Genomic DNA, 25,574 nt, shown 5'->3' with positions numbered 1-25,574 from the left:
ATATAGAAAAAAATCATTACGCTATTTACTTAGTAGAATATTTAGACTGTATCTCTTGCGACACATTTGCAGGAACCTGAGCATAATGATCAAAAGTCATAGTGTACTGAGCCCGTCCCTGAGACATAGAACGCAAATTATCAACATACTTAAACATATTAGCAAGAGGAACATGAGCATCTATAACAATAGCTATAGAACGACTCTCTTGGCCTTGAATTTGACCTCTACGTGAATTTAAATCACCGATCACATCACCAACATACTCCTCTGGAGTTACAACCTCAACTTTCATAATAGGCTCCAAGAGCTCTACACCCATTTTACTTGCAGCTTCCCTAAAACAAGCACGAGAAGCTATTTCAAAAGCAAGAACAGACGAATCCACATCATGATAAGCACCATCAATTAATGTAGCCTTAACCCCAAGCATAGGAAAGCCAGCCAAAGGCCCCGAAGATAGTACACTTTCAAGCCCCTTTTGAACCCCAGGTACATATTCCTTTGGTACAGAACCTCCAACAATCTTACTCTCGAAAACAAATTCCTCTCCATCAGGATTAGGCTGAAACAGTATCTTCACTCTCGCAAACTGACCTGCACCTCCAGATTGCTTTTTATGGGTATACTCATGCTCATATACCTTAGTAACAGTCTCACGATACGCCACTTGAGGAACACCTACATTAGCTTCCACCTTAAACTCACGCCGCATTCGATCAACAATAATATCAAGATGCAACTCACCCATACCAGCAATAATAGTCTGACCAGACTCTTCGTCTGTCCTTACCCTAAAAGAAGGATCCTCAGATGCAAGGCGATTTAAAGCTAGCGACATTCTTTCTTGATCTGCCTTCGATTTCGGCTCAATAGCAATCTGAATAACAGGATCAGGAAACTCCATACGCTCCAACACTACAGGATTTAAAGGATCACATAAAGTATCACCTGTAACAACTTCTTTTAAACCTGCCAAAGCAACTATATCACCACAATAAGCCTCTCCAATATCTTCACGAGAATTAGAGTGCATTTGCAACATACGCCCAACCCTCTCACGCTTATCCTTTATTGTATTCAAAAGAGAAGAACCTTTAGCTAATTTCCCTGAATAAATTCTACAAAACGTAAGAGAACCAACAAAAGGATCTGACATTATTTTAAATGCCAACATAGACAAAGGCTGATCATCGGAAGCAAACCGCTCAACATCTTTGCCAGTCCGTGAGTCTACACCCTTAACTGGAGGTATATCAACAGGAGAAGGCAAATAATCAACTACCGCATCAAGAAGAGGCTGAACGCCTTTGTTCTTAAAAGAAGAACCACAAAAAACAGGAAAAAACTTTACACCTATAGTTCCAGACCGCACCAAAGAGCGTATCTGATCATTATCTGGCATAGAACCACCAAGATAAGCATCCATAGCCAACTCATCTATATCTACAACAGATTCTATCATTTTTTCACGGTACTCTTGAGCAGAAGCCATCATATCCTCTGGAATATCCACCACATCCCACTCAGCACCAAGAGACTCATCTCTCCAAACAAGAGCCTTCATCTCAATTAAATCAACGACACCCTTAAAATCACTTTCAGAACCAATCGGCAACTGCATAACTATAGGCTGAGCACCAAGACGAGACTTTATCATTTCAACAGAACGATAAAAATCCGCTCCAGTTTTATCCATCTTATTACAAAAAATCATACGCGGAACATTATATTTATCCGCTTGACGCCAAACAGTTTCAGTTTGAGGCTCGACCCCAGCATTAGCATCTAAAAGAGCTATAGCACCATCAAGAACCCTAAGAGATCGCTCAACTTCAATTGTAAAATCGACATGACCAGGGGTATCAATAATATTAAACCGCCTTACCCTACCATCACGCCCTGCCCAAAATGTTGTGGTGGCAGCAGAGGTTATAGTAATACCACGCTCTTGCTCTTGCTCCATCCAATCCATCGTAGCAGAACCATCATGCACCTCTCCAATCTTATGAGACTTTCCAGTATAATATAATATCCTTTCAGTTGTAGTAGTCTTTCCAGCATCTATATGCGCCATTATACCAAAATTGCGGTAATCTTCTATTTTATACTCTCGTGTCATTCTCTAAACGCCTTTATCGATAGATTACCAGCGATAATGCGAAAATGCACGATTAGCATCAGCCACCTTATGAGCGTCTTCACGCTTTTTAACAGCGACACCACGATTATTAGCAGCATCAATAATCTCAGAACTTAACCGAGCAATCATAGTAGTCTCATTACGCTTACGAGATGCCTCTATTAACCAACGAATAGCAAGAGCTTGACGACGCTCTTGACGCACCTCGCCAGGAACCTGATAAGTTGCCCCACCTATACGACGAGAACGAACCTCAATATACGGACCAACATGATAAATAGCCTGATGAAACAAGACTACAGGATCCTGTTTTACTTTCTTTTGTATTAATTCGAAAGAATCATAAACTATTTTTTCTGCCACAGATTTTTTACCATGCAACATAATAGCATTCATAAACTTAGCCACCACAAAATCTGAGAACTTCGGATCAGGAATAATCTCACGTGCCAATACCTTATGACGTCGGGACATAACTTTTAGTCTCTACCTTAATTTCTGTATAGCTTAAGACATGAATGACAAACAAGCCAAACAATCTAAAAAATACACTACATTGTTAATTATTTAGGACGCTTTGCCCCATACTTGGAGCGCCCCTGCTTACGACCCTTTACACCTTGCGCATCAAGAACACCTCTAACAACATGATACTTAACACCAGGAAGATCTTTTACACGACCACCACACAACATAACCACGGAATGCTCCTGAAGATTATGACCTTCTCCAGGAATATAACCAATAACCTCAAAACCACTTGTAAGACGCACCTTAGCAACCTTACGTAAAGCAGAATTTGGCTTCTTAGGAGTTACCGCATACACACGAAGACACACACCCCTCTTCTGCGGATTACCTTTAAGGGCGATAACTTTACTACGCTTAACAGAAACCTTACGAGGCTTACGTATAAGCTGATTAACAGTAGGCATATAAACCCCTTATAAACATCTTAATTACCTTTTACCAGCATCAAAATAAAAACTTATATTTTATACCCATACCAAATACAACTCTAATAAAAAACATAGCACGTATCAATTTTTAATACTACACACAAACAACAAAAAAAACACTTAAAATAAAAATTCGAATAGATTTAAAAACCTATATACGACAATAATTGTTCTTTTGCTAATATTTTCTTTTCTCTACGTCAAGATCAATTCTCTAAAAATACAAAAAGGCTAACAATTAATTTTAGTAATCTTTGTTATTTTGTTGCAAGATTTTTCTTATCTTTCCTTCTTTGGTTTTAATAAGTTCTATGAGCACATCATATTGATCACAGTTTAAAAAATGCAAAAGCGTTGAACAAACGACGTTCCAATAAATTCCTCACTAAATCAGAAAAATAATATTATTTATTATAGTCAATGTCTTTTATTAACCACAATACTGTGTAGATGCAATATTTTAAGTTAAATTTTCTTATCTTCGGGTACTGCCAATCAAGAATCAAGCTTTGTAAAAAAAATACAAGGAAAACGTTAGGTTTGACTGAGAATTATATTTAATAGCTGTTTTTATAAATCACTACACTGTTCCAGGAAACAATAAAAAGCAATAATCGCATGTGATATGCTTAAAAAACAATAAGAAAAGTTTTAATATTTTAATTTAAAAATTGAAAATATACAATATTTTTAATATACTGTTCTTTTATAAAAAAATAATCCATATTTAAAAAGTAATACATGTAATTTTAAAATTTATACCAACAAAGATATAAAATCTTTAAAAAACATCATTTTTTAGAGGAAAAGTTTTTATTTTTCTTGACTAGAGATATAACTCTATAAATGGAATACAATATTAACTCATAATCCTATTAAGAGATACAAAAATGTATGTTGTAGTAGTGGAATCGCCTACCAAAGCTAAAACAATTAGCAAATACTTGGGATCAGATTATAAAGTTCTATCATCTTTCGGGCATGTTCGTGACTTACCCGCTAAAAATGGATCAGTAATTCCCCAAAAAGACTTTGAAATGACCTGGGAGGTAGATAAGTCTTCTAAAAAACATATGGAAATGATCGCCAACGCGGTGAAGTCTTCTGAGAGTTTAATCTTGGCAACTGACCCTGATCGAGAGGGAGAAGCTATATCTTGGCATGTATTAAGTCTTCTCCAGAACAAAAACATTACAGATAACAAATCTATTAAAAGAGTTGTTTTCAATGCGGTTACCAAACAAGCGGTTCTTGATGCCATAAAACATCCACGTGATATTGATTTAGCACTTGTTAGTGCCTACCTGGCACGACGTGCATTAGATTATCTTGTTGGCTTTAATCTTTCACCTGTATTATGGCGGAAATTACCTGGAGCTCGTTCAGCAGGACGCGTACAATCAGTAGCCTTACGACTCATTTGCAATCGAGAACTTGATATCGAGCGCTTTATCCCAAAAGAATACTGGCTTTTATCTGTATTATTGGAAACACAAAAAGGTGAATTATTCGAAGCACAATTAGTAAGTGTTAATAGCAAGCGTATTGAAAAAAACTCTATCTGCAATCAACACGATGCTAACGTTTTAACATCGCTTCTCACAGGCGCTTCTTATAAAGTAGAAAAAATAGAAAAGAAACCTATAAAACGCAACCCCAGCCCTCCCTTTACAACATCTACTCTGCAGCAATCAGCCTCATCTCGATTAGGCTTTTCTGCTTCAAAATCTATGAAAATAGCACAAAAACTTTATGAGGGAATAAACCTTGATGGAGAAACTGTAGGACTCATTACCTATATGAGAACTGATGGGGTCCAAATAGCCGCAGAAGCAATTGAGGCTGCTCGTCACTCTATAAAAACACACTTTGGTGATCAGTATGTTCCTGAAAAACCAAGAGTATATTCAACTAAAGCTAAAAACGCACAGGAAGCGCATGAAGCGATACGTCCCACAGACTTTAATCGTTTTCCAAATAAAATAGCAAAATTCCTAGAATCAGATCAATTACGACTTTATGAATTGATTTGGAAACGCAGTATAGCCAGTCAAATGTCTTCAGCAGAATTTGAACGTACCACAATTACTATCCAGGCTAAAAATAATCATGATGATACAGCTATTCTACGTAAAAGTGGATCTACTCTGTGTTTCGATGGTTTTCTTGCGAGCTGGAAAGATTATACTGATACTGAAAAAGACGATGATGAAGATACCCTCTTACCTTATATGAAACAAAATGAAGTCTTATTGGAAAAGAAAATAAATGCTTCACAACATTTTACAGAACCGCCACCACGTTATTCTGAAGCTTCGCTCATCAAAAATCTAGAAGAACTTGGCATTGGGCGTCCATCGACTTATACAGCAATCTTAACAACGCTTTGTGATCGTGATTATATCGTTATTGATAAACGTCAATTATTACCACAAAATAAAGGAAGATTGGTAACGGCATTTCTAGAGAGTTTCTTTCGTCAATATGTAGAATACGATTTTACAGCTGAACTTGAAGAAAAACTTGATATGATTTCTTCTGGAGCTTTAAATTGGAAAGATGTTCTTCGTGAATTTTGGCAAGAGTTTATTATAAAAATTGATAACACTAAAAAGTTATGTGTTTCTGATGTTATTGATACTTTGAATAATCTGCTTGCACCTCTACTCTTTCCTCAAAAAGATGACGTCATTGATTCTCGTAAGTGTCTCGCTTGTAATACCGGTCAACTTTCGCTTAAATTAAGCAAATATGGAGCATTTATTGGATGTACCAATTATCCTAAATGCAATTATACACGCCTGTTTTCTTATGAAAACCAACTCTTAACAGCTCCATCAACAACTATTGAACCCAAAATTCTTGGTTCAGATCCACTAACAAATGAAACGATAACTCTCCGTTCGGGAAGATTTGGCTTCTATGTTCAACGCGGTGAAGAAAAAAACAAAATGAGCCGTTGTTCTCTTCCAAAGAGCTGGAATGCTAACGATGTTGACTACGAAAAAGCTGTCGCCCTCCTATCTCTTCCTCGAAGTGTAGGAACACATCCTGAAACTGATAAGATAATCTCTACTGGTATCGGCAGATACGGACCTTATCTAAAGTATGACGATACTTATTTCAAATTACAGTCAATAGAAGAGGTTTTTAATATCAGCATTGACGATGCTACTGTCATTATTACAGAAAAACTAAAACAAGGAAAAAAGAAAAGTCGTTCATCTGCAAAGAAACAAGAATTAGGAGAACATCCTAAAGGAGGAATGATTACCCTACGCAATGGACGTTATGGTCCTTATATAAACTGGGGAAAAATTAACATTACCTTGCCTACAGAAGAAGATGTGCAGTCCATTAATCTCGAGCATGCATTACAATTACTCTCACAGAAAAAAACAAAATCAAAATAATGCAAGAAAAAATTGTTTATTTTTAAAATATCCCCCAAAAGTATACTATACAAAGATTATAACCATCCTCAAAAGGATGGGAGGATATTATAAAATTAATATCTCCCTCTGATAACCTGCTCTCTTTTCTCAGAATTTTTAAAAGATAATCCTATATCAACTGTTTCAAATAAATTTTTATCAGGAAACTCCTCTGGTCCATTTTCTAAAAAAATTACTAAAAGTATCAAAAAGCCAAATATTTTTCTAATTTGACAGCAATTTCTAATATAAATAAGTCCTTACCAGGCAAGCCATCTATAGAAAGTCCAACAGGCAATACTCCCTTGGAAGCAACAGGAATAGTAACACTAGGCATAGCCAGATTGCTTGCTGGATCAGTATTACGTATACAATTGGTAAAATTAATATCTTCATCGGCCTCTTTTAAAGAAGGTACCTGACATGGTACAGTTGGATATACAATGGCATCAAGGTTATTTTGGGAAAATATCTGTGCTACTTCCTTCTTTAACCTTTGCCTAGCTAGAAGACCTTCAACATAATCCTGATAAGAAAATAGTCCTTTTTCTATCTGATCTTTTATTAATTGTTTAGCATGATGATCACTGATAAGATTAATGATACTATCAAATTTATCAATAATATTCTGCTCCTGCAGATAATATGTAAAGTTTATAAAAAACTCATAAATTGGAACAGAAAATTTAATTTTTTCATTTAGTTCTTCAATGATCGAATCATCAATTTTTATTAATTCAATTTCATTTTGTCGTATAAGATCAATAGCAGCGAGGCTATACTTTTTTACATGAGCATCAAGTTTTGACCATAAAAACTTCTCAGGAATACCAATTCTGATTGGTTTCTTTTTCTCTAAAAAAACTGATGTCTCTTTAACATAATGAGAATGAACATAAAGACAATCCTGTGCTGTACGTGTGATTAATCCAACCGTATCTTTGGTATGAGAAATAGATAAAATACACTGATGAGGATAACATCCCTTCGTTGGTTTAAACCCAACAACCCCACAAAATGATGCCGGAATACGAACGGATCCACCTGTATCCGTTCCTAAAGCACATGGAACAATGCCAGCAGCTACAGCAACCGCACAGCCACTACTACTTCCTCCTGCACTATACGATGGGTAATGTGGATGGATAACATTGCCAAAAGTTTTATTATTTGATTTTACACCAAAAGACAGCTCATGCATATTATTTTTACCAACAATAGATACTCCAAGCTGCTGAAAGCAATTAACAACAGGTGCACAACGAACAGGATAAAAATCTCTTAAACCTAGTGTTCCAGAAGTAGTAGGCATACCCACTACATTAATATTATCTTTAAGGGATACAGGAATACCAAATAATGGCAACCGAACACCCTTTGGTTGAATAGAATATTGAGAATATATTGGCTCATTAAACGTAATGAAACTTCTAAGAGACTTAAATTTGTTATATTTTAGGTGTAAATTATGATAATAATCATCTATCTTAATAGATCCTGAATAAAAAGATTCAACCAGGTTTTGAATTGTTATATTCGTATACATGATATCAATGACTCTTAAATAAGAAACTACTGATAGTGCTATCAAAGGTACAAATTATCGAGAGGATTTCCAGAAACAAGAGAACCTCCACAACTTCTAATAACGGAGCATACACTATTTAAGGCTGTTATTATTGCCCCCTCAATCCACCCTCCATGAAATGAACAGCTGCAGCCAGCTAGATAGATACCTTTATCTTTTTCTGGAAAATTCGCTGTTTTAAATTGAAAAAACAATTCTTCTGTATAATGGTCTCTACCAGGATATTGAAGTTTAAAAGCACCCAAAGAATACTCATCCATCAACCAATCATAACAGATAATATAACGCTCATAATCATCATTTACTGGACGAAGATATTTAGAAAAATATGGCGCAACAATTGCAAGATCATCGACAAGTGTTTTAAAGCGCCTGACCTTATCCTTCACAGAAAGAAATTTATATGAATCCTCTTCCCATGTATAATTCAAAAGAACAACTCCATATGAAGAATCATCTTCAGGAAGGTAATCCAGACAATAAACAGCCTTTACCAATTGATCACTTTGAATAGTCTGAGGCAGACCATATTTTTTCCAAAATTTTTCTTGGCACAAAATAAAAATTTTCGAAGAAGAAATCATATGCGATTGATTAATTGCTGTTATGACAGACGAATTGAATAACTTCCTCTTATCTCCTTTGAGACCAACTTGCATAGCACGAGGTGTCACAGTTATGATCACTCGATCATAACTTTCTTTTATACCATTTTCTAAAATTAGAACAATATTACTCTCTGAACTTCTGTCTATAGCAACTACTTTTTGATAACATACTCTCTCCCTTAAACAAATACCATTGAAAGATTGATCAGCAATACATTCTACTAATGAAGATATACCCCCATTAATTAAAAGTTGATCAACTTCGAAACCACTTACTATAATACACAAAATTTCAATAAAGGAGACTTGATAAACAGAAAACATCCCTCCTGTTCCAATACCTAACAATCCAAAAAGATCAAAGTCTTCTGGTATGGACCATTTTTCCCCTCCTGGAGGAGTATCATTTGTAAAAATCATCACTAAAGCATTGTAAAAAGATACTGAACTAAATATATCAATATATTTTTTCCACTCTTTTTCTAAAGCATCATGTTTTCTTTGCTGAGATAAATTGCGCATAACTTCCGGACCTGCAAGGAATACACCTCCAATCTTTACTCCTTGGCGTAAAAACGCAGTCCAGCCAATATAAAGTTTTTCAAACATAAGTGGTGGAGCTTCACCTTTCTTCCAAGAATAAGCATTTCCTTGATAATGAATTTCTGTATCCACAACACCAGGATTAGGAAACATTTGATTTGTAGAAATATTAAATTTTTCAAGATAATGAAATAAACAAACTTGATTTCTTGAAAACCGCATGGCCCCTAATTCTGCAATATAGCAAGGATGGCTCTCGATAAATTTTTGTGAATAACATCGGCCTCCTAAACGCTCCTTACAAGCCTCAAATATCGTGACCGACTGCATACCACTTCTCAACAATTCATAAGCAGCCACAATTCCACAGATACCTCCACCTATAATAGCAACACTTTTATGCCTTTTTGATTGAGGTAAATAACCCAGTGAAGACGGGGAATTTCGCAAAAAATCATCATAATTATAGGAAAATATGCTCAATTTTTTAAACCATTTTCACAGTTTTTGATATCTTTTTAGAAGTATTCTCACTTAAGTTTAAAAAAATGATAATAAATATCAATTAAAATTATACTTACTAAAAAACGAATTATTTAGTTTATTGGCCTATTAAATAAAGTAGAAATTATATCAAAATACAAAAAATTTAAAAAGACTTCTATAGTTCTTTAGATGTATGGTTTTTATCAACTGTGGATCGATGATTTGCTTCATTCATAAGAAAATAAAAATAATAAGATTTATGATCTATCACAAAGCATCTTCATTATTTTGTACTTAATGATAAGCAACTACTGCTTCCTTTAATAAAAAGATATTTAAATGTTTATTAAACAACCTGAAGAGGAATTGTATTTGCCAAACCACTCATATTATTATGTTCATTAAAATAAACAATTTTAGGATTATGATTGTAGATATCTTTAGCTTCAATTTGAACATAAGAACAAATAATTAATCGATCGCCAACAGCTACCAAGCGTGAAGCTGCACCGTTAACAGAAATAATCCCTGAATCGCATGCAGCAGCAATCGCATAAGTTGAAAATCTCTGGCCATTTTCAATATTATAAATATCAATAGCTTCATATTGCAATATACCTGCGGCATCCATGAATTTTTGATCAATCGCACAAGAGCCTTCATAGTGAAGGTTTGCTTGTGTAACTTTTACTCTATGTAACTTTCCTTGCAACATAGTGCGACGCATTATTGTAGCCCTCTATTATAATAAGTTGAATAAAGAAATTTTAATAAGTTGTAATCAATTATTTTTCATCATAAATCAAGCACTCAAAAAGATTACCATGGACATTTTCTGTATTGTTCCATTCAATAATTTAAAATGTATCACACATATTTTTATACTGTATGCAATACCTATTATCGTAGTTAATTTCATCTTTTTAAGAAGATTATAATCTTATGAAAGAAAGACAATACTATTCAATAGTTTGTTTTGTATCTAGATATATTCACTTGTAAATTATCAATAAGTCGTGTTTTTCCTAAAAAAGCAGCCATTAAAATCACTGCTTTTTCACTTTGGTCTGTTAAAGGTTGTAATGTTATTGCATCCCGAATAAATAATGGCTCTGGCATAAATCCAGCATGACGTAATTGATCACTCGCCTTGGTCAAAAGAAATTCAATATTAAAGTTACCTGAGGTGAATTCCCTACTAATACTTGTCATCACCTGATAAAGTTTAGGAGCAATTTTTTTTTCTTCCTGAGAAAGAAGTGTATTTCGTGAACTTAATGCTAAGCCATTGTTATCACGTACAGTTGGTATTGAGATAATTTTAATATCAAATTCAAGATCTATCACCATTCTCCGAATAAGATGAAGTTGTTGGAAATCTTTTTCTCCGAAAAAAGCAACATCAGGCTGAACTAAATTAAAAAGTTTACTTACAACAGTGGTTACACCTCTAAAATGTCCTGGTCGACTGGCACTGTCAAGAATATCTGAAAGATCAGGAACTTCTACATAGGTTTGATATTGCATACCTTTAGGATACATTGTATCAGCAGAAGGAAAAAAAATAATATCAACATCAAAATATTTCAGCTTTTCACAATCTTCTTGTAAAGTCCGCGGATATTTTTCAAAGTCCTTTAAATCATTAAACTGCATAGGATTGACAAAAATACTAACCACAAGACGATCACTTATTTTTTGTGCTTCTTTTATAAGTGTCAAATGGCCTTCATGAAGATTCCCCATTGTAGGCACAAAAGCAATACGTTTTCCTTCATGACGCCAGCAACGGATTTCATGACGAAGAATAGGAACTGTCTCAATAATCACTGCAATACTCTTATTTTTTTCATTGCATTATTATTTTTTTATTCAAATGAATGCAATACGTCAGGATAAGTTTTATCTTCGACCTGTTTTATGTAGAGACGAATAGCATCCCGAATATCACCACCAGTTTCGGCAAGAAAGTTCTTGGTAAATTGAGGTGCATTCCGAGTAATACCCAGAATATCGTGCATCACGATAACTTGTCCATCTGTTTGATTGCCTGCACCAATACCAATAACTGGAATAATAAGCTCTTTAGTAATCTTTGCAGCTAATGCCGCTGGCACGCATTCTAACACCAACAATTGCATTCCAGCTTTTTCTAACAGAATTGCATCTTCTATAAGCTGATTGGCATCTTTGTCATTACGCCCTTGAACTTTATAACCACCCAATATATTCACCGCTTGTGGAGTCAGACCAATATGACCACAAACAGGAACTGAACGTTGCTGAAGCATTTCAATTGTATCACACAACCAATGCCCTCCTTCTAATTTAATCATATTAGCACCAGCTTGAATGAATTTTGCAGCATTTATACAAGCCTGTTCCGGTGTAGCATAAGTCATAAATGGCATATCTGTGATAATAAAAGCATTAGGCGCACCTTTACGTACACAACGTGTATGGTATACCATTTGTTCGACAGTGACAGATAAAGTTGTTTTTTCTCCTTGAACAGTCATACCGACTGAATCACCAACTAACATAACATTAATGCCTTGTTCTGAAAAAAGGCTTGCAAAGCTTGCATCATAAACTGTTATAATAGCAAATTTTGTGTTACATTTTTTTAGTTGATTTAGCGTTTCTATTGTTGTTGTTTTCATTAAAGTAATTCCTAAAAAATCAAACTCAGCTAATTTATTAATGTTTAAACTTATTATTTTTTATATAGGGAATCCACTGTAAATTGAGATAAGAATCCTTTTTAAAATTATTCTAAAGTCACCGCTATAATAATCCATGATAATATCGATAAAACAGACTAAATCTTTGTAATATAAAAAATAAACTCCATAATGATTGAAAATAGAAAAAACTTTGCTTGATTTCTTTCCTAGAACATAAGAAATAATATAGAGTAAGATTTAATAAATAAATTTGTTACAAAAGTCTGCGGTCAATATATTTTAGAATAAAGAAAATTATACTCCTATAGGTGCAATATCAAAAAAGTAATATTTTAAATATATATGGCTCCGTTTCGAAGAAATCATTTCAATTCCAATACAGCTTAGAATGAAAATGTACTTACAAAAAACGAAGTTTTCTAAAATTAATATAAAAAATTTGGGATACTGTGGTAACTTTTCTATCATAACTGCATTTTTACTTCCATGCTTTATAGCTATAGCTGGTTTAACAATTGATTTTACACGCATTTCATATAATAAAGTCGTTCTTAATACTTCTAGTGACGCGTCACTGGAAACCGGCCTCAATGCTCTAATTCATAACGACAATTACAACTCAGAAAACATACACCAATTCATTCAGAACGATTTTAAAACTAGACTAATAAGTAATAATTTTAATGCTAAAGATGCAGAAACAATAGCCAACAAAGCTCAAATAACAATAGAAAAAACTTCTAATAGCTATAGAGCTGAGCTTATATCGAGCTATGATATGCCATTAAACATTTTTTCATTGATTTATATTTCAAGAGAGCCAACAATAAATCTAAAAATTGAGAGCACGATAACCAGAAAACTTACAAAAAATGATACTATTATTATTTTGGCGAATCCTCAGGCATGGAAACTCCACGAGAATGAAACAAGTAATAGTAATAATCAAGAACAATGGGAGAAACGCAATACATTAGTCGTGAACAGTTTAAATACACTTGCCCAACAGAAACATATCCTCTTTGCAGTCATTAACGGTAACATTACTGACTCTGGAAAAGGAAATATAAGAAATTCTTTCTATAAAGTTTATAATCAACTGAATTTTCCTTATTATATAGGATTAGGATCAAGAGAATACCAAGAGAATATTGGAAATTGCATGAGTTTTGACACTTTGCAAACATCGTCTAAAAACGGATGTGCTTTTGATGCAATCAATGATATAAGTTGGACACTAGAAAATACGTATTATTCAACCCTATTTAATTTTAGAAAAGACGTTATACGAGAAAAAAATATTACACCCTGGTATCGTCCAAATGAACATATTATTCAAGGGAGTTTGAATTATTCATGGGATACCAACGATATCCATTTCATTCAAATGCAAAATCATCCTTTCTTTAAAGAACAATTCGATGATGAAACCTTTTTTCCTCAATTTTCAGTATCTATTTATGCTTCAATAACTGATACCGGCCCTTCTTCATGGCTCAAGAATGATTTAAAAACGGCCGCTCAAAACAACAAAAAAGTCTTCTTAACCATGTATGACGCCTATTCAAGCAATATTATCAACAACGTAAGCTACCAACAAAAACAATATATGCGAGAGCTCATCCAACAATACAAGATAAAAGCAATATTCGCCGGTTCATCAAATAAAGTAGAAGAAGGCTACGCGAGCTATATATATAACAATGCCCGCATTTATAACGCTGGTCTGGCCTATAAAGGTGATTATCTCGTCCTGGAAAGAATAAATGATAACACATTATCTGTTACAGCCTATAACGGAGCTTCCGGAAACCCTGTCGTCGTCAAAAAAATGTCAGACATTAATCTGCAATAAAAGCCCTCTTTCCTGTGATATCGGAGCAATCCTTGACAGCTTCTCTTGAAACAAAAGAATGGCATCTTCAATATTCTTATAAACGAATGAACCATAAAGGTACATTTAGCTATAAATTGAGTGTTATTTATAAAAAAATTCTCAGCTTTTCATCTGTAAGATCTCTATTTCTCTAGAATCACTATGAAGATAGTAACCCATGATCTCAAAAATAATCCTGCAATTTAAGTCTATCATCAAAAAATCATCTTCCGGAAATTTTGCCCTCATAACAGCGTTTCTTATTCCCTTTATCTTTGCTGCTGTTGGTATAAGTATTGATGTTGCACGCATTATGTACAACAAAAACCTTATTCAATTATCCAGCGATGAGGCACTGGAACAAGGTCTTGATACCCTGATTTCTAATAATCAAAATAATAAATATACGACAGAAACCATAAAAACATTCATCAAGAACGACTTCAAAATCAAACTTATGAACGGTTTTAATGACACGGAAGCGACAGATATCGCTAACAAAGCCCAGATCACAATAGAACAAACTTCTAGCGGATATTCTGCCAAGCTCATATCAAGCTATAATATGCTCGTAAACCCTTTTTCTGCGATTAATCTTTCTAAAGATCGCTCAGTACCCTTAAATATTACAAGCATTATCACCAGAGCCTCCAAGAAAAATGATACGTTTATTGTCATGGCTAATCCCGAGTTATGGGTAACACATTATCCACAAACCTCTGTAACGGAATGGACCAAGAGGAATAATTTGATGATAAATAGTTTTAATACCCTTGCTAACACTAAAAATATTGCTTTTGCAATTATTAATGGCAATATGACCAGTATGTTCTATTTTGATGATGATCCTATGAATTTTGATACTGTTTACAATGCATTACCATTTAAATCTATGATTGGACTGGGTGAAAACGATTACAGCTTTTACTATGATTTTAGATTGCTAAAGCATACACTCACTCATCTAAATCTTTTTAATAATCTGATAAACAAGTATCAGAATACACTACCCTTGTTTAGTCAAGATCTATACAGAAATATCACTAATACTGTTTTTAAATATTCTGGGACTATGGATTATTCATGGGATTACCAAGATCTCCATTTCATTCAAATGCACAATAGTCCTTTCTATGAAAAATACTTTCATATTTCCTTAAACAACAAATTATATGATATATATATCTATTATATAATAGCGGATGGAATGATTTCTCCATGGCTCGAAAATGATTTAAAAACGGCCACTCAACGTAATAAAAAAATCTTCTTAACCATGTATGACGCCGATTTAAGAAGCGCTAACAATGTAGCAACAACCGGACAAAAACAAAATATGCAAAATATCATCCAAAAATACAAGATAAAAGCAATATTCTCCGGTTCAGCACATCAACAACAAGAAACCTTCTCGAGCTCCTTATATAACAGCGTCCGCATTTACAATGCTGGTGAAGCTTCTCAAGGTGATTATCTCGTATTGGAAAGAATAAATGATAACACATTATCTGTTACAGCCTATAACGGAGCTTCCGGAAATCCCGTCGTCGTCAAAAAAATGTCAGACATTAATCTGCAATAAAAACATGCTCTTCTTTTATAAAGACTATCAAAAACTATTTTGTATAGATATAAAAGAAGAGCTCTTGTATTTAAACAAGATTTTTATAATATATCTTTCTATAAAGAATAGTCTTATAGTTACCATAATAATTCAATAATATGTGTTATTAATATTATTTATAGAAAAATATCGCTTAAAATATATCATAAGTTCAAGATACTTTAAAATGAAAAATCCTCTATCTATACGTGGGGTTAAAAGCTGGCACGAAGCATCCAAGTGGTTGAATGATTGCGGCATTGAAGACATAGAGTGTATTACTCCGGATCTTGCTGGAGTTCCACGAGGAAAAATGATGCCGTCATCAAAATTTACCTCTAATACATCACTGGCTCTACCCTCAGCAATCTATCGTCATACTATTTCTGGAGAATATATGGACTCCATAAAATCCTTTCATCATGAACAAGGAGATGGCGATCTGAAATTGGCTCCTGATCTTTCTACCCTCAGCGTTGTCCCTTGGGAAACAGATCCAACAGCACAAGTAATATGTGATGTTATTGATTATAGCGATAAAGAAGTTCTCTATACACCACGTAATGTCTTAAAGCGTGTCCTAGAACTTTATAAAAAAAATTCTCTTAATCCCATCATTGCTCCAGAAATTGAGTTTTATCTTATTGCAAAAAATGAAGATCCTGATGATCCTTTGCATCCACCTAAAGGCCGTTCCGGACGCTCCATACTCGGAGGGCAAAGCTATTCAATTGCAGGTATTAATGAATTTGATGAGCTGATTGATGACATATGGGATTTTTCAGAAAAACAAGGCCTTGAAATAGATACTCTCATTCATGAAGAAGGCCCAGCTCAATTTGAAATAAATTTACGCCATGGAAATCCACTAATACTTGCTGATCAAGTTTTTTTACTGAAACGAACAATCCGGGAAGCAGCACTTAAACACAATATTTATGCCACTTTTATGGCAAAACCTATGCAAAATCACCCTGGATCAGCCATGCATGTACATCAATCTGTGTTAGATAGTAATGGGTACAATATCTTTTCAAATCAAGATGGTTCCGAAACAGATATGTTTAAATATTTTATCGGAGGTATGCAACGATATATGCCCAATGCTTTAGTCATGCTTGCTCCATATGTTAATTCTTATCGCCGTTTAACACCGGATATGGCTTGTCCAGTAAATACCGCTTGGGGTTATGATAATAGAACAACGGCTTTTCGTATCCCCTTTTCTGATGCTACAACAAGAAGGATAGAAAACCGGCTTCCTTCATCGGATACAAATCCTTATTTAGCCCTTGCTGCTTCACTAGCATGTGGATTACTTGGTATATTGCAGAAAGTTGCCCCGACTGCTCCGACAAATACTTCTGCTAATCGAGGCGCCATAGATTTACCACGCGGGCTCCTAGAAGCAGTTGCGCTTTTAGAAAAAGAGCCCTATTTAAAAGAAATATTTGGTTCAGATTTTATTAATATTTATGCTGAACTTAAACGGAGTGAATTCGAGACGTTTATGCAAGTTATAAGCCCTTGGGAAAGAGAATTTTTACTCTTGAATGTTTAGGATTCATTAAATCTGTAAATCAGTACAAGAACTTATTGAAGTTTAAGCGAGTATCTCTATCTAGTAATAAAATATTAAAAAAAAGAAGGATATATTTTGAAATTAATAAAAAAGTTATCCTACTAAATCTGGTTGGAGCTACAAAGTTATATGAAAAGTCAGATCATTCCTGTTGAACCATTCGACTATGTTGTTTTTGGCGGCACAGGTGATCTTGCAACACGCAAGCTTCTTCCTGCATTATATAACAGACAAGCTGAAGGTCAAATAACAAGTCCAAGTCGAATTATTAGTGTATCTAGAACACCGATGAGCACTGATGAATACCGCCAGTTTGCTCATGATACTCTTCAAGAATATCTCAAAGAAAATGAATATAATACAGAACACATAAAACAGTTCCTCCATATTTTACAATATGTGGTTCTAGATGTCCAATCTCATCAAAACTGGAATGTTTTAAAAAATATTCTCGAAGAAGGAAAAGATTGGGTTAGGGCTTTTTATCTAGCAGTCTCTCCAGAGCTCTTTGGTACAATATGTGAGAAAATTCATGAATATGATCTTATTACTCATAAAACACGCCTTGTCATTGAAAAACCTATTGGTCATGATCTTTCTTCCGCAAAAATTCTCAATAAAACTATTGGAAAAGTTTTCAATGAAGAACAAATTTTCCGTATTGATCATTATCTTGGCAAAGAAACTGTACAAAATCTAATGGCGTTACGATTTGCTAATGCTCTTTATGAACCTTTATGGAATTATCATCATATTAATCATATTCAAATCACCGCAGCCGAAGAGATAGGAACTGAAAAACGCGTTAGCTACTATAATAAGGCTGGTGCATTACGCGATATGGTTCAAAATCACATGTTGCAACTTCTTTGTTTGGTTGCAATGGAAACTCCTGTATCTATAAATGCTGAATCTGTCCGTAATGAGAAGCTAAAAGTTTTGAGTGCCCTTAAACCAATAACACCAGAAAAAGTTGAATGTGTTACTATTCGTGGACAGTACCAAGATGGTATTGTTGGAGGTCAACATGTCAAAAGCTATCTTGAGGAACTGGGAACAGAAACATCTGATACAGAAACTTTTGTAGCAATCAAGGCAGAGATCAAAAATTGGCGCTGGGCTGGGGTTCCCTTTTATATCCGCACTGGGAAACGATTAACAAAACGTGTTTCAGAAATTATCATTTCTTTTAAAGCTATACCTCATTCAATTTTCGATGCGACATCTGGGCATATCATTGATAATAAGCTGATTATTCGTTTGCAACCTAATGACGCAGTTAAACAATTATTGATGATAAAAGATCCAGGTCCAGGTGGCATGCGGCTTAAACAAACTTCCCTTGATATGTATTTTGCACAAGCTTTCAAAGTCCGCAACCCTGATGCCTACGAACGCCTTCTTATGGATGTTATACGTGCCAATCAAACTCTCTTTATGCGTTGTGATGAAGTAGAGGCCGCATGGTCATGGGTTGATTCAATCCTTCAAAGTTGGGGAGAAACGAAACAACCTGTTAAAGGGTATGCTTCCGGTAGTTGGGGGCCAGAAGAAGCAATGCACATGATAGAAAAAGATGGGTATAAATGGCATGAAAAGGATTAAAAACTTTGAAATGGCAAATATAAACTTTCATACTTTTATAAGTAGGCAAGAACTAGCGGAAGCATTAGCAAAAAAAGTGGCTGAAAACCTCTCAACAGCAATTACTCAACGTGGAAAAGCTTATATTGCCTTATCTGGTGGTTCAACACCACAATTATTCTTAGAAAAACTCTCAGAAACAGATATAAATTGGGAAAAAGTTTCAGCAACATTAGTAGATGAACGCTTTGTATCACCAAATAATCCACGATCAAACCAAGCCTTGATTAAAGAAAATCTTTTAAAAAACAAGGCTCACAGTTTACATTTTATTCCTCTATATTATCCATCAGAAACAATAGAATCTGCAGCGCAGTTAGCAAATGAAAAACTTCAGTCTATTCTCATTGATCCATTCGATGTCATTGTCTTGGGAATGGGAACAGACGGACATACAGCCTCTTTCTTTCCTGGAGGAGATGCTCTTACTACTGCACTTAATATAAATACTGTTCGTTCTGTTATTCCAATGAAAGCAAAAACCGCTAACGAACATCGCCTAACTCTCAGTTTATCTGCACTTTACAATGCACGGTTCTTGATTTTACATATTGAAAATATAGATAAAAAATTGACTCTAGAAAAAGCCCTATCAGGGTTGGATGAAATGACAATGCCTATTCGTGCAGTTTTAAAACATGCTCTTTCATCTATTGAAGTTTATTGGACTTCTTAGGCTGGCTGCAGAAATACTTTCATACAAGAAATTGATGTATATATCATCAATAATACTCAAAATTTTGGGGCTTCAATACCAGATAAACGGTATGCGGCTGTAATTGTATTTACCATCAGCATTGCAATTGTCATGGGCCCAACTCCACCTGGAACTGGAGTAATAGCACCTGCAACATCCCTACATTCGTGATCAACATCCCCAATAAGAACACTGTCCCCTGTTTTAGAAACAATTCTATTGATACCGACATCTATAACTGTAGCGCTCTCTTTGATCCAAGAAGCTTTCACCATATTAGGCTGGCCAGCAGCCACTATCAGAATATCAGCCTGTAGGCAAATATTCGGTAAATCTTTTGTTTTCGAATGTGCCATTGTTACTGTAGCATGAGACGCAAGTAATAATTGTCCCATCGGTTTTCCAAAGAGATTAGAACGTCCAATAACAACAGCATGTTGTCCAGATAGATCAAAACCCTTTACTTGCTCGATTAACGATCTTACTCCTGCTGGAGTACATGATATGAGACCTGTTGCAAAATCTCCTGTCATGAGCTTTCCAGCATTGACGACATGTAACCCATCTACATCTTTTTCTGGTATAATCGACTGAATAATGGGTTCAGACATCAAAGGTAATGGAAGAGGAAGTTGAACAAGAATACCATGAATAGAAGAATCTGCATTCAGAGTTATAATCAGTTTTTCTAATTCAATTTGAGAAGTATTTTCAGGAAGACTGTATTGAACAGAATGGAACCCACAGCGTTTTGCCATACGCGTTTTAGCCAAAACATAAGAATGGCTAGAAGCATTATCCCCAACAATAATAACCGCAAGCCCTGCTTTTATACCAACCTTCTGTTCCAAATTAACGACTGCTTTTGTAACCTTCTCAGTAAATACCGAAGCAATTTTTTTCCCATCAATTAATATTCCCAACTAAAAAGCTCCTTATAATTCCTGTTTTATTTAGAAAAAATAATACAAATGAATTTTATTGCTCTAACATAAAAATAGCAGATTAATGATATCAATAATCATCTACTATCACACATAAATCAAAACTTAATTACTATTTATGTAATCAAGGATGCTGTTGGGGAACAGGAATATTATTATTTATGTTTATATTGATCAATTGATCAGAGGAGCTACTGCCCACTTCTACAGGTTTATGCTTGTTTTCACCTAATTTGGAATCTATCAACTCATATGCAAGCTTTGCTCCTCTAAGAGTGCGCTCTTTAAGGGAAAAAAATGCTTGCACACCTTTCTTGCAAATATCAGGTTTTTCAATACAGATATTGCTTACATAATGAAAAACACCGCTGGCTGCAAAAATTGCACTGCTTAGATCTTCGCTTGCATCTATTGCTTCTTTCGTCGGATTCTTTGTAGAAAAAGTTGATATAACTACCAGTATCAATGATATAAACAAAATTTTCTTGAGAAGAAACCACATTTCTGCTCCATCCTTTACTAGCTAAATACAGAATGGTATTCGGAAGATCTTAACAATATTTTTCAAATTAGTGAATAACAACATTATTATGTTTAATGCTCATAGAATATCATTTTTTTATTAATAGCTATTATATTTATGCTCCTTTTCGCAAAAATGGGAGCAAGATTCCCTCTTCTGCATACCCAAAAAGCATTAACGCAATACTTGTGAGAAAAATTCCAACCATCAATTAATTCGTCAACTGGATGATAAATACTCTCTATGAACCATAGTATAAATCTACCTTAATCGCATTATACAGTAAAACAGCTGCTGTTTAAATAGTTTTTACTGCCTAGCATAAGCATTTTTCTATAAATAACTTTAAATAGGAATCTAGCGTTTGCAAGGCTCCTCTAAGATTATTGAGCATTAACTCATAACTTAAACAAGCTTTTCAAGCATGCTCTTGTATCTAATTTTAATAAACAAAATATTACTATAAGTTCATATCAGAACTTATTACATCATCAAAGGAAGAAATCTCTGCTTTTTTAGGTTTGAAGTCATTTATTGGGTTATCCTTATAAGGAAGTGATGCATTTGAAAAAAATGCCCTTAAAAAGGGTTGCATATGACAGAAGAAGATATTAGGGTGGCTATAGGGGAGCTATAGCGTTATTAATTTTTGAGACTTTTCTTACATTAAAATCTCATAAATTAAACAAATAATAAAAACAACTTCAAGAAAACTTTATAATGCTTAATCTTCAATAAAGATTAGGCTCTGATCCTACAACATATATTTATCATATATCAGACAAGAAAATAGAAGGTAGGAAGCAAGGGAAAAAACCAATATTTTAATGTTAAAGGATTCCAATGATTCTTTCTGTATATTCTGTATCACCATATATTGCATTGTGTATTTTGATTTATTTTTTGGCTAGAAAAATAAAAAAGTTATTCTCAAGGCTTTATTCTCGTTTTAAAAAATACAAGGCTTTTACAAAAAATATCGATAACCTACTAAACCTATATAATAATTACGATGACCGGTTTAATCAGATGGAGAATCGGTTATCTATTTTCGCTAATCGTTTAATTCTCCAAAAAGAAATTCTTGAAAAACATGAGGAAATTCTTTCATCTCATGAGAATTTCTCTTCGAGAACATCAATTGATGTATCAGATAATTTGATGCAAAAATAAAGAAAATTACAACAATAAAAAAGAAAGGTCATCATCAACAAGCAAGGCAAGGTTAAAGAACAAAATGAATACCCTACAGAAATCAATTATCTCTCCGGATTACCTTTACGATTTAGATGATAAAGTTTCTTTTTTGTTAAAGCTTAGAGATATTAAAAAAATACGTTCAACAAAAAAACAAATAGTAGATATTATTATCCCTGTTTATAGAGGCTACTATGAAACCTTAAAATGCATATATACTGTACTTAAGGCACCACAAAAAACAGCTTATAACTTAATTGTTATAGATGATCACATCCCTGAAAAAAGATTACGAAATGAGATTTATCAACTTCATGCACGTGGTCTTATCGAAGTGTATATAACAAAGCACAACATGGGTTTTCCCGGGGCTTGTAATTTAGGAATGAGCATACACCCTAATCGTGATGTCGTTCTTCTTAATTCTGATACTGAAGTATACAATGATTGGTTAGATCATATACGTGACGCTGTTCTTATGTCCCCACGGATAGGAACGGCAACCCCTCTTACCAATAATGCAGGAATATTTAGTTATCCCTATAATAAGGATAATGATATAATACTTGAGATATCAGATAAAGACCTGGATTTGCTTGCCCGTAAAGTAAATCGCAAATCATCAATAATCACCCCAACAGGAGTAGGATTTTGTTTATACATACGCAGAGAATGTTTAGATAGTGTGGGTTTATTTGACGAGAAAAATTTTAATAAAGGTTATGGAGAAGAAAATGATCTTTGTTGTAAAATAGAAAAAGCAGGATGGCATAATATTTTCCTCCCTAGCGTTTTTGTCAAACATCATGGTGCTACTTCATTTAAAGATAGTAAGCCTGAAAGGATAAATAAAGCTATTAAAATTGTTGAGAAGTTGCACCCAGACTATATCCGTAAAATTAACAAATTCATAAAAAGAGATCCAATTTACCCATATAGAGAAGCTTTAGACGTAGCACGAGTAACAAAGCGCATTCGTAATCAAGGTGCTATTTTAATGATTTCCCATAATTGGGGAGGTGGAACTGAACGGCACACTAATGACCTGGCAGCTATTCTTGAAGAAGCAAGTATACCCGTATTTTTTCTTAGAAATGATAAAACACAACATGATTCTTTTTTTATCTGGGATCCGCACGTACAACACATACCAAATTTAGGATGTTTTAAACTATCTCGAGATCTAGAAGGGTTTTCTAAAGTATTAAAAAAACTGAAAATATTTCATATACATATTCATCATTTTATAAGTTTTCCTGACAATATTGGTGATTTCTTACGATTAGTTTGTGAGAGATTAAAAATTACATATGATGTAACCATTCACGATTACTATACTGTTTGTCCTCGTATAAATATGACTGATAAAGAGGTATACTGTGGAGAGCCAGATATCTCTTCATGTCAATCATGCATTGATCTCCTTGGATCTCATTTTGGTAAACCTCCTGTTTGGGAATGGAGAGAAAAACATCATAGAGTGCTGAAAGGGGCAAGAGTTCGTTTCGTTCCTGATCTTGATGTCTCTCAACGATTAAAGAGATATTTCAGAGACTTAGATTTTACGGTTAAAGAACATCCCTTCATAAATTTATATGATGAAGATACGATCACAAAAAAAACGATACCTTTTTTAAATAATAAAAAAACTGAAACAAAAAATTTAAATATACTTATTATTGGTGCAATTGGTCCGCATAAGGGTTCTAAAATTCTTCTTCAATGTGCCAAAATCGCAGCAAGAGATAAGCTGCCAATCTTTTTTTCAATCATTGGGCATACAGACAGAGATGAAAAATTTTTAAAACTTGGGAATGTTTCTATAACTGGTCCTTATTTAAAGGAAAATTTATCTCATCTTATAAAAAGAGCAAAGGCGGATTTCGTTTTCTTTTCATCCATATGTCCTGAGACATATTCATATACTCTTTCTGAAGCCTTAAGAGAAAAGATTTATCCTGTAGCTTTTTCTATAGGAGCAATAGCCAGACGTCTCACAGAATTACAGTGGGGAACTATTTTACCTCTTGAACTTATAAAAACCCCAAGACTGTTAATTAATGCTCTAATGGAAGTGAAGTGTTCTCCTGCTCCAGATTTTATCTTAGAAACGATGAGCAAGCAAAGATACAAAGATCCTCTTCACAGCTATTATGGATTCTAGAAGTTTTCCTTATTTGATAATCATCGCTATCTTTTACGTGTACTAAACGCAATATCTATCAACTCTTTAAGAAAGGTATCAACTGGAAAAGGTTTGAAACTGAAGTATATTTAATCATTTGTCAATGATTATCTAATTTAGCTCCATGATACACATATTCAGATTAATTTATACTTGGCAGCTAGAGCAAAAGCTACAGGACGTGGTGTAAAAGCAGTGATATTACCACCCATTTTAATGATCTGACGCACTACATTAGATGTTATATGTCGCGACAATTTTCCAGCAGGCAAGAAAATTGTTTGAATATCTGGTGAAAGGCAATTATTCACACTGGCCATATGCATTTCATAATCAAAATCAGTATTATCTCGCAAACCACGGACTATAACTTTTGCTTCCACAGTTTTTGCTGCTTCAATAGCCAATCCTTTAAATGACATCACAGAAACTCTTGAAAAAGAATCAGAAATTACTTCATCAAGAGCTTGCATAATTAATTCTGAACGTTCTTCGAACGTAAGAAAACTACTTTTAGAAGAATTCAACCCTATGCCAACAACTACATGTTTAACAAAAGAAAGTGCTTGTATAAGTACATCCATATGGCCATTTGTAAATGGATCAAAAGATCCTGTATAAATTGCTTTCTCTATCAAAAATTCAAATGCTCCTCTTTAGATTACCTTTAAGGGTTTTCCTTTTAAAGCTTTAATTCTCTAAAAGATGAATAGAAGATGAATTCTTTGTTCAAGATCCTTTCATCTTGAAAATGATTATATCTCTAATGTTATGATTCATTTATAATAAAAAACATTAAAGGAAACAACTCATGATTAAAAAAACAACGATTATAAATCTTACATGGTCAGTGATTTTATGCTGGTTAATGACTG

19 protein-coding genes are annotated in these 25,574 nt (G+C 34.1%); 8 read left to right on the top strand and 11 right to left on the bottom strand.

The annotated features are described in order from the left end of the window. Positions 1-25: 25 nt before the first annotated feature. The 3 genes from fusA to rpsL form a co-directional block, all read right to left on the bottom strand. Entirely contained in the window at positions 26-2,122 is a 2,097-nt protein-coding gene (gene fusA, locus B488_RS01985; RefSeq protein ID WP_015272826.1) for an elongation factor G, read from the bottom strand. A gap of 24 nt (positions 2,123-2,146) precedes the next feature. Further along, entirely contained in the window at positions 2,147-2,617 is a 471-nt protein-coding gene (rpsG, locus tag B488_RS01980; RefSeq protein WP_015272825.1) for a 30S ribosomal protein S7, read from the bottom strand. Positions 2,618-2,706: 89 nt separating this feature from the next. Next, positions 2,707-3,078 (bottom strand): 30S ribosomal protein S12, encoded by a 372-nt coding sequence (rpsL, locus tag B488_RS01975; protein WP_015272824.1) that lies wholly within the window; start codon positions 3,076-3,078, stop codon positions 2,707-2,709. A 914-nt stretch (positions 3,079-3,992) separates the two neighbouring features. On the opposite strand from rpsL, the gene topA reads away from it, so the two are divergent. Beyond that, a complete protein-coding gene (gene topA / locus B488_RS01970; RefSeq protein ID WP_015272823.1) occupies positions 3,993-6,515 on the top strand; it encodes a type I DNA topoisomerase in 2,523 nt (840 codons plus the stop codon). A gap of 226 nt (positions 6,516-6,741) precedes the next feature. Here the strand turns inward: topA and B488_RS01965 are convergent, their stop codons facing one another. The 5 genes from B488_RS01965 to panB form a co-directional block, all read right to left on the bottom strand. After that, a complete protein-coding gene (locus B488_RS01965) occupies positions 6,742-8,082 on the bottom strand; it encodes an amidase family protein (RefSeq protein WP_015272821.1) in 1,341 nt (446 codons plus the stop codon). A 41-nt stretch (positions 8,083-8,123) separates the two neighbouring features. Continuing rightward, positions 8,124-9,758 (bottom strand): NAD(P)/FAD-dependent oxidoreductase, encoded by a 1,635-nt coding sequence (locus B488_RS01960; protein ID WP_015272820.1) that lies wholly within the window; start codon positions 9,756-9,758, stop codon positions 8,124-8,126. Positions 9,759-10,107: 349 nt separating this feature from the next. Beyond that, positions 10,108-10,488, bottom strand: coding sequence for an aspartate 1-decarboxylase (panD, locus tag B488_RS01955; protein ID WP_015272819.1), 381 nt, complete (start codon positions 10,486-10,488; stop codon positions 10,108-10,110). A gap of 236 nt (positions 10,489-10,724) precedes the next feature. After that, on the bottom strand, positions 10,725-11,591 hold the full coding sequence (panC, locus tag B488_RS01950) for a pantoate--beta-alanine ligase (protein ID WP_015272818.1): 867 nt from the start codon (positions 11,589-11,591) through the stop codon (positions 10,725-10,727). A 38-nt stretch (positions 11,592-11,629) separates the two neighbouring features. Then, positions 11,630-12,424: a 3-methyl-2-oxobutanoate hydroxymethyltransferase gene (gene panB / locus B488_RS01945; RefSeq protein WP_015272817.1), complete on the bottom strand. Its 795-nt coding sequence runs from the start codon at positions 12,422-12,424 to the stop codon at positions 11,630-11,632. 418 nt (positions 12,425-12,842) lie between these two features. On the opposite strand from panB, the gene B488_RS01940 reads away from it, so the two are divergent. From B488_RS01940 to pgl, 5 genes are all read left to right on the top strand, one after another. Beyond that, entirely contained in the window at positions 12,843-14,303 is a 1,461-nt protein-coding gene (locus B488_RS01940) for a metallophosphoesterase family protein (protein ID WP_144049182.1), read from the top strand. Between the two features lie 199 nt (positions 14,304-14,502). Next, positions 14,503-15,906 (top strand): hypothetical protein, encoded by a 1,404-nt coding sequence (locus B488_RS01935; protein ID WP_015272814.1) that lies wholly within the window; start codon positions 14,503-14,505, stop codon positions 15,904-15,906. A 208-nt stretch (positions 15,907-16,114) separates the two neighbouring features. Next, on the top strand, positions 16,115-17,488 hold the full coding sequence (locus B488_RS01930) for a glutamine synthetase family protein (protein ID WP_015272813.1): 1,374 nt from the start codon (positions 16,115-16,117) through the stop codon (positions 17,486-17,488). A gap of 150 nt (positions 17,489-17,638) precedes the next feature. Then, complete coding sequence (gene zwf, locus B488_RS01925; protein ID WP_015272812.1) at positions 17,639-19,114, top strand: glucose-6-phosphate dehydrogenase; 1,476 nt, start codon at positions 17,639-17,641, stop codon at positions 19,112-19,114. A gap of 10 nt (positions 19,115-19,124) precedes the next feature. Beyond that, positions 19,125-19,829, top strand: coding sequence for a 6-phosphogluconolactonase (gene pgl / locus B488_RS01920; protein ID WP_041771011.1), 705 nt, complete (start codon positions 19,125-19,127; stop codon positions 19,827-19,829). Between the two features lie 56 nt (positions 19,830-19,885). On the opposite strand, the gene folD is transcribed toward pgl, so the two are convergent. Next, positions 19,886-20,773, bottom strand: coding sequence for a bifunctional methylenetetrahydrofolate dehydrogenase/methenyltetrahydrofolate cyclohydrolase FolD (gene folD / locus B488_RS01915; protein WP_015272810.1), 888 nt, complete (start codon positions 20,771-20,773; stop codon positions 19,886-19,888). Positions 20,774-20,918: 145 nt separating this feature from the next. Beyond that, positions 20,919-21,296 carry a DUF5330 domain-containing protein gene (locus B488_RS01910; RefSeq protein WP_015272809.1) on the bottom strand — a complete coding sequence of 126 codons (378 nt, stop codon included), beginning with the start codon at positions 21,294-21,296 and terminating at the stop codon, positions 20,919-20,921. 864 nt (positions 21,297-22,160) lie between these two features. Between B488_RS01910 and B488_RS07135 the strand changes: the two genes are divergently transcribed. After that, positions 22,161-22,490 (top strand): hypothetical protein, encoded by a 330-nt coding sequence (locus tag B488_RS07135; RefSeq protein ID WP_015272806.1) that lies wholly within the window; start codon positions 22,161-22,163, stop codon positions 22,488-22,490. A 64-nt stretch (positions 22,491-22,554) separates the two neighbouring features. Further along, positions 22,555-24,678 (top strand): glycosyltransferase, encoded by a 2,124-nt coding sequence (locus B488_RS01900; RefSeq protein WP_015272805.1) that lies wholly within the window; start codon positions 22,555-22,557, stop codon positions 24,676-24,678. Positions 24,679-24,836: 158 nt separating this feature from the next. Here the strand turns inward: B488_RS01900 and coaD are convergent, their stop codons facing one another. Continuing rightward, positions 24,837-25,334 carry a pantetheine-phosphate adenylyltransferase gene (gene coaD / locus B488_RS01895; protein ID WP_041771005.1) on the bottom strand — a complete coding sequence of 166 codons (498 nt, stop codon included), beginning with the start codon at positions 25,332-25,334 and terminating at the stop codon, positions 24,837-24,839. Positions 25,335-25,574: the final 240 nt, after the last annotated feature.

This window comes from Liberibacter crescens BT-1 (genome assembly GCF_000325745.1).
GTDB classification, from domain to species: domain Bacteria; phylum Pseudomonadota; class Alphaproteobacteria; order Rhizobiales; family Rhizobiaceae; genus Liberibacter; species Liberibacter crescens.
This window is presented reverse-complemented; position numbering and strand designations above follow the sequence as displayed.

Bases quoted from the DNA above. Each gene is read 5' to 3' on its own strand.
- fusA (WP_015272826.1), bottom strand. From the start codon at position 2,122: ATGACACGAGAGTATAAAATAGAAGATTACCGCAATTTTGGTATAATG.
- rpsG (WP_015272825.1), bottom strand. From the start codon at position 2,617: ATGTCCCGACGTCATAAGGTATTGGCACGTGAGATTATTCCTGATCCG.
- rpsL (WP_015272824.1), bottom strand. From the start codon at position 3,078: ATGCCTACTGTTAATCAGCTTATACGTAAGCCTCGTAAGGTTTCTGTT.
- topA (WP_015272823.1), top strand. From the start codon at position 3,993: ATGTATGTTGTAGTAGTGGAATCGCCTACCAAAGCTAAAACAATTAGC.
- B488_RS01965 (WP_015272821.1), bottom strand. From the start codon at position 8,082: ATGTATACGAATATAACAATTCAAAACCTGGTTGAATCTTTTTATTCA.
- panD (WP_015272819.1), bottom strand. From the start codon at position 10,488: ATGCGTCGCACTATGTTGCAAGGAAAGTTACATAGAGTAAAAGTTACA.
- panB (WP_015272817.1), bottom strand. From the start codon at position 12,424: ATGAAAACAACAACAATAGAAACGCTAAATCAACTAAAAAAATGTAAC.
- B488_RS01940 (WP_144049182.1), top strand. From the start codon at position 12,843: ATGTACTTACAAAAAACGAAGTTTTCTAAAATTAATATAAAAAATTTG.
- B488_RS01935 (WP_015272814.1), top strand. From the start codon at position 14,503: ATGATCTCAAAAATAATCCTGCAATTTAAGTCTATCATCAAAAAATCA.
- B488_RS01930 (WP_015272813.1), top strand. From the start codon at position 16,115: ATGAAAAATCCTCTATCTATACGTGGGGTTAAAAGCTGGCACGAAGCA.
- zwf (WP_015272812.1), top strand. From the start codon at position 17,639: ATGAAAAGTCAGATCATTCCTGTTGAACCATTCGACTATGTTGTTTTT.
- pgl (WP_041771011.1), top strand. From the start codon at position 19,125: ATGGCAAATATAAACTTTCATACTTTTATAAGTAGGCAAGAACTAGCG.
- B488_RS01910 (WP_015272809.1), bottom strand. From the start codon at position 21,296: ATGTGGTTTCTTCTCAAGAAAATTTTGTTTATATCATTGATACTGGTA.
- B488_RS07135 (WP_015272806.1), top strand. From the start codon at position 22,161: ATGATTCTTTCTGTATATTCTGTATCACCATATATTGCATTGTGTATT.
- B488_RS01900 (WP_015272805.1), top strand. From the start codon at position 22,555: ATGAATACCCTACAGAAATCAATTATCTCTCCGGATTACCTTTACGAT.